The following is a 12,064-nucleotide window of genomic DNA, read 5'->3' on the forward strand; positions in this document are numbered from 1 at the left end:
CGGAGAGGGAATTTTCTGCTTCCGATATTTCAGTTTGGCTTCAGGATCTCAGGCAATCGCTTGAGCAGGATGTGCAGCAGATCGCGTTCCTTCAAAGAGGTAATGCTTTCATTTCTAATGTCTTTTCAGGATGTTAACTCTGGCTACAGTTTTAATCGATTAAATTTCGCTCGTTTTATCCTATGAGAGATATTGACACCGTGGCGGGGTTTGAGCCTATCCTGTGTTCTACATCTTGTCTTGTGGGTGGTTCGCTTCCGTAAAAGACAACGTTGTCAATTGGGGAAAAGCGACGTAAGAGTGGAATGGAGGATTTCAGGAACAACGTCGTAAGGGATGGCCGGGGCGCAGGTGAAAGCGAAAGCTTTCGCATCGTATTGCGGCAGTGAATAGGAGGACCGGGCTGCGTGCTGCAGCCTGCAGCCGGTTCCGCATCTGTGCCGAGGAGGCGTGGATGAGAGTGACGACACGGATTACCATGCATAAGCAGAAGCTTGGCCGGGTATCCGATAGTTTTAGTTTCGTTTGTTTCTACGGGAGGTAGACATGCATAAACTTTTGAAGCTCGCTGCGATGGGTACGGCCGCCTGTGCTTTACTCGCCGGAATGGCCCCTGTTGCCAACGCGCAGGATAAGCAGAATGTTGAAGTTCTACACTGGTGGACAGCAGGTGGTGAAGCCGCCGCGCTCGACGTCCTCAAGAAGGATCTTGAAAAGAAAGGCATCACTTGGACCGATATGCCGGTTGCCGGTGGCGGCGGTACCGAAGCCATGACGGTACTGCGCGCACGCGTCACGGCTGGCAACGCGCCGACGGCGGTGCAGATGCTCGGCTTCGATATTCGTGATTGGGCGGAGCAAGGTGCTCTTGGCAATCTCGATGAGGTCGCAAGCAAAGAAGGCTGGGAAAAAGTTATTCCAGCTCCGTTGCAGGAATTTGCCAAGTATGACGGTCACTGGATCGCGGCTCCTGTCAATGTTCACTCCACCAACTGGATGTGGATCAACAAGGCAGCGCTCGACAAGGCAGGTGGTAAGGAGCCTGCCAACTGGGATGAACTGATTGCTCTGCTCGATAAGTTCAAGGAACAAGGCATCACGCCGGTCGCTCATGGAGGCCAGCCGTGGCAAGACGCAACGATTTTTGATGCTGTCGTCCTTTCTTTCGGTACGGACTTCTACAAGAAGGCTTTCATTGATCTTGACCCCGAGACCCTCGGCAGCGATACGATGAAGCAGGCTTTCGACCGGATGACGAAGCTGCGGTCTTATGTTGATGACAACTTCTCCGGTCGGGACTGGAACCTTGCTTCCGCTATGGTTATTGAAGGCAAGGCCGGTCTTCAGTTCATGGGCGATTGGGCGAAGGGCGAATTTATCAAGGCTGGCAAGAAGCCCGGTGAAGACTTCGTCTGCATGCGCTATCCAGCTACGCAGGGCGCCATCACCTTCAATTCCGACATGTTCGCCATGTTCAAGGTTTCGGAAGACAAGATTCCGGCACAGCTTGAAATGGCATCGGCGATTGAAAGCCCGACTTTCCAGTCGGCCTTTAATGTGGTGAAGGGCTCCGCGCCGGCTCGTACCGATGTGCCTGATACCGACTTCGATGCCTGCGGCAAGAAGGCAATCGCTGACGAAAAGGAAGCAAGCGAAAAGGGCACGATGCTGGGCTCCATGGCACATGGTTACGCCAACCCGGCGGCTGTCAAGAACGCCATCTATGACGTTGTAACACGCCAGTTCAACGGTCAGCTCTCTTCGGAAGATGCTGTCAAGGAACTAGTGTCGGCCGTTGAGGCTGCGAAGTAACGTTAAAAATAGCGTCCGGGTCTTTCCCGGACGCTATTTGCACTTGGCGCCCGAATGTGAGGGCGCATTTTAAAGTGCTGGCAACTGCGGCCAGAAATCAAAACACAATTGCCTCATGAGGGTCTGCATGTTTCCATCGGAAATTGCAGGGAATTAAACTTATTAAGTGCATTCTGTCGCATTTCTTGCAGATGCGCCAGAATGCCGATCAAACAGATGTCTGGAGCTTAGCCTGATAATTGGCATAAGGCCGGGCGGCGTAAACAAGGTGACGCAAATATGCAGCGTAACAGCCGAATACAGGAACTGGTGCCAAAGCTGGTTCTAGCGCCGAGCTTTTTGATAGTGCTCGTGTTTGTCTACGGTTTCATCATTTACACTGGCGTTCTCTCGCTAACCAATAGCCGAATGCTGCCGTCCTACGGCTTCGTCGGGCTCACGAATTATGCCAAACTATGGGCTTTGCCCCACTGGTGGCGGGCAATCACCAATCTGGCAATTTTTGCGTCGCTCTACATCATTATCTGTTCGGTTATCGGGCTGTTTCTTGCGATTCTTCTTGATCAGAAGATTCGCGGTGAGGGCGTTCTGCGCCCGATCTATCTCTATCCGATGGCGCTGTCTTTCATCGTGACCGGAACAGCATGGAAGTGGTTTCTCGATCCTGGTATCGGCTTGGAAAACACAATGCATCTGTGGGGTTGGGAGAGTTTCTCCTTTAACTGGATCAAGAGCAATACCATGGCGATATACTGTCTGGTGATTGCTGCCGTATGGCAATCATCCGGATTTGTGATGGCGATGTTTCTTGCGGGGCTGCGTGGTGTCGACAACGAGATTATCAAGGCGGCCCAGATCGATGGAGCTTCGACAGGAACGATCTATCGCCGCATCATCATCCCGCTAATGCGACCGGTATTCCTGTCTGCTTTCGTGGTTCTCGCTCATCTGGCAATTAAGGCATACGATCTTGTTATCGCACTGACCGGCGGGGGGCCGGGGCAGGCAACCGAACTGCCTGCAACTTTCATGTACTCCTACACGTTCACGCGGAACCAGATGGGTATTGGCGCGTCGTCGGCGATCGTCATGCTGGCGATGATCTTCTCGATCATCATTCCTTATCTTTACTCTGAAATTCGCGGAGGGTCGCGGTCATGAGCGCCCAGTCGCAAGACAATGCTATCAATAGCGGAAAACTGACACGTGTGCTGATCTACACGGCGCTGTTGCTCTTTGCTTTCTACTATTTGTTGCCGCTTTATGTGATGCTGGTTAACTCGTTCAAACCACTGGATGAAATCCGTCAGGGCGGCATGTTGAACTTGCCACAGCAATGGACAATCGAGCCGTGGCTATCCGCGTGGTCGACAGCACAGATCGGAGTGCAGCCTACCGGGCTGAAGCCGTTCTTTATCAATTCGATCCTGATGGTCGTTCCAGCCGTTGCTATCTCGACCATCGTCGGCGCATTGAACGGCTATGTATTGACCAAATGGCAATTCCGCGGATCGAATATCTTTTTCGGTTTGCTGCTGCTGTCGTGTTTTATCCCGTTCCAGATCGTACTCATTCCGATGGCGCGTGTTCTTGGTTTTTTGGGCATTGCCGGTACGATTTGGGGGCTGATCCTCGTACATGTGGTCTATGGTATCGGTTTCACGACGCTCTATTTCCGCAACTATTATGAGGCTTTTCCGACAGAACTGGTGCGGGCGGCCCAGATAGACGGGGCGAGCTTCTTCCAGATATTCTCGCGCATTTTGCTACCGTCTTCAGGGCCGATCATCGTTGTGTCCGTGATCTGGCAGTTCACCAATATCTGGAACGACTTTCTGTTCGGTGCTTCGTTCTCCGGTGCGCATTCGACGCCTATGACCGTAGCGCTCAATAACCTCGTTTCCTCTTCCACTGGCGTCAAAGAATACAATGTGCATTTCGCAGGCGCTATTTTGGCGGCTCTGCCGACGCTGATCGTCTACATCGTTTCCGGTCGCTATTTCGTACGTGGCCTAATGTCCGGTGCCGTTAAGGGATAAGTTGCAAATGTCTTTTCTGAAAATATCCGACCTCTATAAGTCCTATGGCAACGTTCCGGTTTTGAAGGATATCAATATCGAGATCGATGAGGGTGGTTTTCTCGTCCTCGTTGGCCCGTCTGGCTGCGGAAAGTCGACATTGTTGAACACTATCGCCGGGCTCGAACCAATCACGTCCGGGGATATCGCCATCAATGGAAAGTCTGTTTCCGGGTTGCATCCGTCCCAGCGCGATATTGCGATGGTTTTCCAATCCTATGCGCTTTATCCGAATATGACGGTTGCAGGAAATATCGCTTTTGGCATGGAAATTCGTAAAGTGCCCAAGGCGGAGCGTGATAAGTCTATTCAGGAAGTTGCCGATATCCTGCAGATTGGTCATCTGCTGGATCGCAAGCCGAGCCAGCTTTCCGGTGGCCAACGCCAGCGTGTGGCCATGGGGCGCGCTTTGGTGCGCAATCCGCAGGTTTTCCTGTTCGACGAACCACTTTCCAATCTCGATGCCAAATTGCGTGTCGACATGCGCACTGAAATTAAACGGCTGCACAGCCGGATGAAAACCACGATCGTCTACGTAACTCACGATCAGATCGAGGCAATGACCCTGGCAACCAAGATCGCCGTTCTGAAGGATGGAATCTTGCAACAGTTTGGTACACCCGCGGAGATTTATAACAATCCGTCCAACATGTTCGTTGCAGATTTCATGGGATCTCCGGCAATGAACCTGTTGACCGTTCGGGTTGAAAAGGACGGCTCAGGTTACGCCATCGATCTTGGACGAGGTGAGGGCGATGTGCTGAAGTTGCCGTTGAAAAACGCCCCGAAGGGTTTGGCTGCCTATGACAACAAGGATGTGGTTTTCGGTATCCGCCCCGAAGCGCTTACCGATCCCGACGGAGCTGATCGCAATGCTGAGGCGATTGTGGAGGGGGATTGCCTGATCGATGTTGTCGAACCGGCAGGATCAGATACGTTTGCGGTTACGCGTTTGGGCGGCAAGCATGTCGTGGCGCGATTGCGAGCAGATGCCCGCATCGCGGCAGGGCAACCCGCCCGGCTCGCTTTCAATTTGGACAAGTCAGTCTTTTTTGATCCGACCAGCGAAGGTCGGATTCTTTGACCATCAAGCGTATAGTGCGGTCTTCGCTAATGCGCTGGGTAATTGTACGAAACGAAAAGAGCGCTTCCAAACCAATGGAAGCGCTCTTTTTCATATATGCCTGGAGGGCAAAAAACTTTGTTTAGGGGCACGCTTTAATGCAGGAAATCCAGCCCGAGAAGGCCGACTGCAAGCGCAGTGTTGAGTGAAATGATCATCATCCCATAGATGATGGCGGTTCTTGTAATATCGTTCATTTCCTACCTCCTTGAACCGGAGCGGCCCCCCACCCGGTTCGAAGCCTCGTGAAACTGTAACGAAATGTAACAAGCTGTTACGGGAAGCGCAACCCTGTTTTACGCAAATGTGAATGAGTGAAATCTGGCGTGAGGGAATCGGTCCCTTTTTGCTGACGGAACACCTGTTGGATCAAAATCGCGATAAATTACTGATTTTATCGCACATTCACTGCAATGTGACGTCGTTATGGCTAGCAAAAATCAGTTTAGCGCTACATAGAATTGTCGGCTCTTTCATATCCGTTCTTTCGGAATATTACCGTGAATCGCATCATTCCTCTCGTATTAGCTATAGCCCTGTTCATGGAGCAGATGGATTCGAACGTCATCTCGACGTCGCTTCCCGCTATCGCTGCTGACATCGGTACCAGCCCCATTGCACTCAAGCTGGCATTGACGGCTTACCTTGTTGCGCTCGCGGTTTTCATTCCTGTCAGCGGTTGGATGGCGGATCGTTTCGGCGCCAAGAATGTCTTCCGGACGGCAATAGCTGTATTTGTGGTTGGTTCTGTTGCTTGTGCCGCCTCGAATTCGTTGGCCGCTTTCGTTGTTGCTCGCTTCTTGCAGGGAATGGGCGGCGCGATGATGACGCCAGTCGGCCGTCTTGTTCTTATCCGTTCAACCCCGCGCAGTGAACTTGTGTCGGCTATGGCATGGCTGACGATTCCAGCAATGGTTGGACCGCTTGTCGGTCCACCGGTTGGTGGCTTCATCACAACTTTCCTGACATGGCACTGGATTTTCCTGATCAATGTACCGATTGGTCTCGTTGGTATCTGGTTTGCAACCCGATTCCTGCCGGACACTGATGAACGCATTGTCAAACGTCTTGATTGGACGGGCTTTTTCCTTTCCGGGATTGCGATGTCGGGTGTTGTCTTCGGACTGTCGGTGGTCAGCCTTCCGGCCTTGCCGCCAGCAGTCGGGTTCACGACCCTTGCAATCGGCATTATCTGTACGGTTCTGTATCTTCAACATGCGAGGAGGGTCGACGATCCTCTGCTGAACCTGAAACTTTTCGATAATCAGGTATTCCGCTCCGCGGTCATTGGCGGCAGCATCTTTCGGTTCGGGATCGGTGCGATCCCATTTCTGTTGCCATTGATGTTTCAGTTGGGTTTCGGTCTCACACCGTTTCAGTCCGGAATGATGACTTTCGTTTCGGCGATTGGTGCTATCAGCATGAAATTCGGTGCAAAGCGTATCTTTGTCCGTGTGGGGTTTCGACGCGCTCTGATGGCTGGATCCCTGATCTCGGCCTGTTTCATTGCCATCAACGGCCTGTTCACGCCGACCACACCTTATTGGATTATCATTGGATTTCTGCTGGTAGGGGGCTTTGCGCGCTCTTTGTTTTTCACTGGTGTCAATGCGCTGGCTTTTGCCGAAATCCCTGATGAAAAGACCAGTCAGGCGACTCCTATTACCGCCGTTGCCCAGCAGGTTTCCATTGCTATCGGCGTGGCACTGGCAGGCGGTATTCTTGAAATCAGCACGTCGCTTCGCGGAGCCCATCTTGCGCTGGTGGACTTCCACATCGGCTTCTTTGTCGTTGCTGGTGTTTCGGCTTTGGCTTTTTTCTGGTTTGCACGCCTTGCACCGGATGCAGGCAAGGAGCTTGCTGCACCCACTGTTGTGAAACACCACAGCAAGGCGCATGCATCGGTAGAGGCCACGAACACCTCTGCCGGAAAATAAGCGTCAGCCTTTGAAATCGCGGGCAAGCAGATAAAGCTCGACGGATTCCGCACGGGATGCCGGTGGCTTTACGTGATGCACGGAGCGGAATTTCTGCTTGAGCAGTGCCAGGAGCTCATTTTCGGTGCCGCCCTGGAACGTCTTGGTGAGAAAATGTCCGCCCGGCTTCAGAACCGAGATGGCAAAATCAGCAGCGACTTCGCATAAATGCACGGTGCGCAGATGGTCAGTCCTGCGGTGACCTGTCGTGGGGGCAGCCATATCGGAAATGACAAGATCGGGCTTGTCGCCGAGAGCATCCATCAATTTCTGCGGCGCTTCATCGTCGAGAAAATCCATTTCCAACAGGATGACACCGGGCAGGGGATCCACGTGAAGATAGTCGATGCCGACGACGTGCGGCGTCTCGTCGGTTGAACCGACGATCTTGGCAGCAATCTGCGACCATCCACCAGGCGCAGCACCGAGATCAATAATCTTCTGACCCTTCTTGAGCAGGTTGTAACGGTCGTTGATTTCAATGAGCTTGTAAGCTGCGCGCGATCGATATCCGTCCTGCCTGGATTTGTGCACATAGGGATCGTTGAGATGGCGCTGCAGCCAGCGGCGCGACGATTCCTTGATCGTACCCGCCTTCTTCTTCACGCGTACCTGCAGATTGCTGGATCCCGCACCGCCGCGACCACCAGTTTTTACTCCACCTTTGTTTCCGCCAGCCTTGCTCATTATCAGTGCCTGTTTTTAGCGCCTGTCGCGCGATTGTGCCGCCATGCGCCATCGCGCGACATCAGTTCGGTCAAAATGCCCTCGCGCAGACCGCGATCGGCAACGAGTAGTTTCTCGCTGGGCCACACTTTGCGTATAGCATCAAGAATAGCACAGCCTGCCAATACCAGATCGGCGCGATCCGCGCCAATACACGGGTTCGCTACACGGGCTTCAAAATCCCACGATAGAAGACGAGTGGTCATCTGTGTCACATCGTCGGCGCCCATCCACATACCGTCGACCCGCCGCCGATCGTAACGATCGAGACCGAGATGAATTCCTGCCAGCGTCGTAACTGTTCCGGAAGTACCCAGCAGATGAAAGCGCGGACTGGCAGTCAGACTTCCGAGGCATTGACGTTCGGCAAACTGTGCAAGCAGATCGGTCACATGAGAAACCATGGAATCGTAGTTTTCCTGCGTAACATTGCGTCCGCCGAACCGCTCCGCCAGTGTCACAACGCCGACAGGGAGGGATGTCCATGCCATGATATGCTCAGCCAGACGCGGAGACCGGCGGCGGGAAACATCGATCAATGCAATTTCGGAAGAGCCGCCACCGATATCGAACAGCACGACGGCGTCCGTCTCGCGGGTAACCAGCGTACCGCAGCCAGAGACGGCCAGCCGGGCTTCGGTTTGCCGGTCCACAATCTCCAGTTCAAGCCCGGTTTCAGCATAAACACGCGCGAGAAACGCCTCGCCATTCGCTGCCGAACGGCAGGCCTCCGTCGCAATCAGCCTCGACCGTCTGATCTTTTTGCCTGCCAGCTTGTCACGACAGATCTTCAGCGCTTCGACGGCGCGGTCCATTGCATTGTCGCTGAGTTGGCCCGTCGCACTCAAGCCTTCACCCAGCCGAACGATGCGCGAAAACGCATCCACAACGCGAAATTGACCCGGTCTGGTCGGCGATGCAACTAGCAGACGGCAATTATTGGTGCCGAGATCCAAAGCTGCGTAAAGCGGAGCATCGCCCTTTTCGTGGTGCGGACCGTGGACGGCACGGGAGGTCTGCCCATTGCCACCTTTTCGCTTGTTCTGAATCGAAGTGTGCGGGTTATCCACACGGGCGGCATTATGCGGCGCCTTGACGGCTACTTCTGCTGTCAGGGATGTCTGTCCATCCTGCTGCCGCGACTGCTTCTTCTTACGAGCACGGCGGCGGCGATTCGAGATCTTACTGGATGATCGCTGTTGGTTGTTTTCTGCTTCAGTTGTGGCTGGCTTTTGCGCAGAAGCTTCCACACCGGACACAGACTTGCCACGCCGACGACGACGCGCACGCTTGCGCTGGCTCTGCGAGCCTGTGCCTTCGGTCTCGTCCTGCGGTTTTGAGCGTCCTGAATCGGATGCACTACGAGCATTGCCGATATCTGCAACGGCTTTTTTGCGCGGTCTGCGTTTGCCGTTATCGGTCGGATTCCGGGCTTGTGAATGACCCGATTGTCCACCGGACGCCCCTTGATGCACCATTTCGGCGGTGCGCTCGTCGGGGTTCTTCAAGGTTCTTGTCCTTATGGCGCCGCGCGAACCGGTGAGGACGCAAGCAAGGCGCTTCAATTTCTACGTTGTGCATAATGTAACAGTGGTTTTGTGTTTTACCAAGGGGCAGGCTGCCGGGAGCTGCGGGAAAATTTTGAAAGCACGTATGAAATTTGAGCCAACGACGCATTGGAGGGCTTTCGCTGTTGGCGAAAGCCTTCTGGTATGGATTATTTCTCCAGCCTAGATGTCGTAAGTATGCGCGGCATTGATGGTTGCCACAAACTGCCTGGTACGATCCCGTTTCGGGCGCGTAAAGACGTCATGTGCAGAGCCTGTTTCAACGATATTGCCAGACTCGAGAAACACGACGTTCTTCGCAATCTTGGAAGCGAGCCGCAGATCATGCGTTGCAATCACCATGGTGGTGCCTTCCTTGGCGAGTTTGCTCAGAACATCAACGACTTCAGAGGCGAGCTCGGGATCAAGTGCCGAGGTGGGTTCGTCGCATAATAGCACACGAGGTGAGGGGGCCAACGCTCGCGCAATGGCGATGCGCTGCTGCTGTCCGCCGGAAAGCGTTGAAGGCCAGGCATCCGCCTTGTGCGCCATACCCACTTTTGTAAGCAGTTCCATCGCACGCTCTTTTGCCTTGTCCTTATTCCATTTCAGGACCGTAACAAGACCTTCCATCACATTCTGGATAGCGGTCTGGTGCGGAAAGAGCTGGAAGTTCTGAAACACCATGCCCGTTTGGCGGCGGATAGACTGGATCGCCTGCCAGCTTGGCTTGCGACCCGGCTCGAAGCTGAGGCTCTGACCGCCTAGAACGAGAGTGCCCGACGTCGGAATCTCAAGCAGGTTTATGCAACGCAGCAAGGTACTCTTGCCGCCACCGGACGGGCCGACAAGTGCCGTTACCGTACCCTCCGCAATCGCAACGTTGATATCGTTGAGAATAACCGCATCATCAAAACGTTTTACAATGTGCTGTAGCTCGATCATGCGTTTGTCTCCAGCGTGCCGCCATAACGTCCGAAGCGCCTTTCAAGTCGCACTTGTAGCGCCGAGAGAACGGAGCTCATCACCAGATAAATCAAGGCTGCTTCGATATAGAGGATAAGAGGCTCATAAGTGGTCGCGACGATGCGCTGTGCGGATTGGAAAAGCTCCGGCACTGTGATGGCGGCGGCGAGCGAAGTGTCCTTCACCAGTGAAATGAAGGAATTGGAAAGTGGCGGCACTGCTGTACGGGCTGCTTGCGGCAGAATCGTACGGGCGAGAGCCTGACGCCAGCTCATGCCGATCGAATATGCTGCTTCCCATTGACCTTTAGGAACGGCGGAGATGACGGCACGGATTATCTCAGAACTATAAGCACCGACACTGAGTGTGAAACCAATCACCGCTGCGGGAAATGCATCGAGATAGATGCCTGCGCTTGGCAGACCGTAAAATATGACGAACAACTGCACGAGCAGTGGTGTGCCGCGGAATATCCAGACATAGAAACGTGCAATAGATGAAACCCAGAGCGGGGCAAACAATCGCACGAGTGCAGTCAGGAGTCCCAATGTGAGGCCGAAAGCAAAGGACAAAAGGGTGAGTGGAATGGTGAAGATCAATCCAGCCCACAAAAGAGTGGGTAGGGATTCCGCCATCAGTTGAAGCCAATCGGGCACTTTTTCGGCTCCTCAACAATGCATAAAGTCAGACTGAAATGAACTTGCGCTGGTGAACCTGCGCAATGTTATCTTATACGGTCTGGCACTTATGTCTTGGGAATAGTTTTTCACGATCACAATAAAACAAAGCCGGAATTAGCTTCCGGCTTTGCTGCATGAGCCTAGAAGGACGCTTACTTGGAAACGTCCTGACCGAAATATTTCTGCGCGATTTTGTCGTAGGTGCCGTCGGCCTTGATGTCGTCCAGCGCCTTGTTGATTGCGGCGACGAGATCGTCGTCGCCCTTGCGAACGATGATGCCTGAAGCGTCAGCGTTTTCCTTCTCGGCGGCGATCTTGACCGGAGCTTTCGGCTGATGCTTTTTGAAGTCGAGGAAGGACAGGCTGTCATTGAGCGTCGCATCGGCGCGCCCTGTCAGAACGAGCTGGATCGACTGGTCGAAACCGTCGGTGGCCACGAGTTCGGCACCGGCTTCCTTGGCGAGCTTGCCGTAATTGCTGGTAAGCGACTGTGCAGACTTCTTACCCTTGAGATCCGCGAAACCCTTGATCGTGTCGTTCTTGTCATTGACGATCAGAACGACCTTTGAAACGATATACGGGTTGGAGAAGTTGAATTTCTTCTTGCGCTCTTCGGTGATGCCTACCTGATTGATAACGGCATCGTAACGGTTGACATCAAGACCGGCGATCAGGCCGTCCCACTTGCCTTCGACGAATTCCGGCTTGACGCCGAGCTTGGCAGCCACGGCTTCACCGATTTCCACGTCGAAGCCGACAAGTTTGTTGTCCTTGTCGTGATAGGTGAAAGGCGCATAGGTGCCTTCGGTGCCAATCTTCAGAACGCCCGCCGACTTGATGGCGTCGAGATTTTCTCCGGCCATTGCGCCGGTGAAGAGAGCTGCCTGAATGATGCCTGCAGTAGCGATGATCTGAGCGAATTTCATTTTCCGTATCCGTGAACTGGTTGATGTTCTATTGATCGCAGAAATTTAATTCTAAAGATGCGTCCAAAACGATCATTAAGGCACAATAATTAGGATTAGCTCCTAATTATTTCACGAATTTGAGTGAATAATTCTAACACTTTTCAGTGTGGATCGGAAGGGTGGAAAAAGCATTCGCCCGTCGCTGGTCGCCATGAGCCGACTTTACTGATTTATCGGGTCGATCGCAA

Annotated in this window: 10 protein-coding genes; 5 read left to right on the forward strand and 5 right to left on the reverse strand. The window is 53.4% G+C overall.

All coding sequences use genetic code 11. The annotated features are described in order from the left end of the window. Positions 1–546 precede the first annotated feature (546 nt). From FIB18_RS01185 to FIB18_RS01205, 5 genes are all read left to right on the forward strand, one after another. Positions 547–1,812 carry an ABC transporter substrate-binding protein gene (locus FIB18_RS01185; protein WP_140019007.1) on the forward strand — a complete coding sequence of 422 codons (1,266 nt, stop codon included), beginning with the start codon at positions 547–549 and terminating at the stop codon, positions 1,810–1,812. A 279-nt stretch (positions 1,813–2,091) separates the two neighbouring features. Further along, entirely contained in the window at positions 2,092–2,973 is an 882-nt protein-coding gene (locus FIB18_RS01190) for a carbohydrate ABC transporter permease (RefSeq protein WP_140019008.1), read from the forward strand. After that, entirely contained in the window at positions 2,970–3,851 is an 882-nt protein-coding gene (locus tag FIB18_RS01195; RefSeq protein WP_140019009.1) for a carbohydrate ABC transporter permease, read from the forward strand. Before FIB18_RS01190 ends, FIB18_RS01195 begins: the two co-directional genes overlap by 4 nt. Before the next feature lie 7 nt (positions 3,852–3,858). Beyond that, positions 3,859–4,974 carry an ABC transporter ATP-binding protein gene (locus FIB18_RS01200; RefSeq protein WP_140019010.1) on the forward strand — a complete coding sequence of 372 codons (1,116 nt, stop codon included), beginning with the start codon at positions 3,859–3,861 and terminating at the stop codon, positions 4,972–4,974. A 539-nt stretch (positions 4,975–5,513) separates the two neighbouring features. Next, entirely contained in the window at positions 5,514–6,950 is a 1,437-nt protein-coding gene (locus FIB18_RS01205; RefSeq protein WP_140019011.1) for a DHA2 family efflux MFS transporter permease subunit, read from the forward strand. A gap of 3 nt (positions 6,951–6,953) precedes the next feature. Here the strand turns inward: FIB18_RS01205 and FIB18_RS01210 are convergent, their stop codons facing one another. From FIB18_RS01210 to FIB18_RS01230, 5 genes are all read right to left on the reverse strand, one after another. Further along, positions 6,954–7,676: an RlmE family RNA methyltransferase gene (locus FIB18_RS01210; protein ID WP_140019012.1), complete on the reverse strand. Its 723-nt coding sequence runs from the start codon at positions 7,674–7,676 to the stop codon at positions 6,954–6,956. A gap of 2 nt (positions 7,677–7,678) precedes the next feature. Beyond that, complete coding sequence (locus tag FIB18_RS01215; RefSeq protein WP_140019013.1) at positions 7,679–9,223, reverse strand: Ppx/GppA phosphatase family protein; 1,545 nt, start codon at positions 9,221–9,223, stop codon at positions 7,679–7,681. A 222-nt stretch (positions 9,224–9,445) separates the two neighbouring features. Continuing rightward, positions 9,446–10,207, reverse strand: a complete 762-nt coding sequence (locus tag FIB18_RS01220) for an amino acid ABC transporter ATP-binding protein (RefSeq protein ID WP_140019014.1) — start codon at positions 10,205–10,207, stop codon at positions 9,446–9,448. Continuing rightward, positions 10,204–10,884: an ABC transporter permease subunit gene (locus FIB18_RS01225; RefSeq protein WP_140019015.1), complete on the reverse strand. Its 681-nt coding sequence runs from the start codon at positions 10,882–10,884 to the stop codon at positions 10,204–10,206. Before FIB18_RS01225 ends, FIB18_RS01220 begins: the two co-directional genes overlap by 4 nt. Positions 10,885–11,060: 176 nt before the next feature. Further along, entirely contained in the window at positions 11,061–11,834 is a 774-nt protein-coding gene (locus FIB18_RS01230) for an amino acid ABC transporter substrate-binding protein (protein ID WP_140019016.1), read from the reverse strand. Positions 11,835–12,064: the final 230 nt, after the last annotated feature.

Source organism: Brucella pecoris, assembly GCF_006376675.1.
Lineage (GTDB): Bacteria > Pseudomonadota > Alphaproteobacteria > Rhizobiales > Rhizobiaceae > Brucella > Brucella pecoris.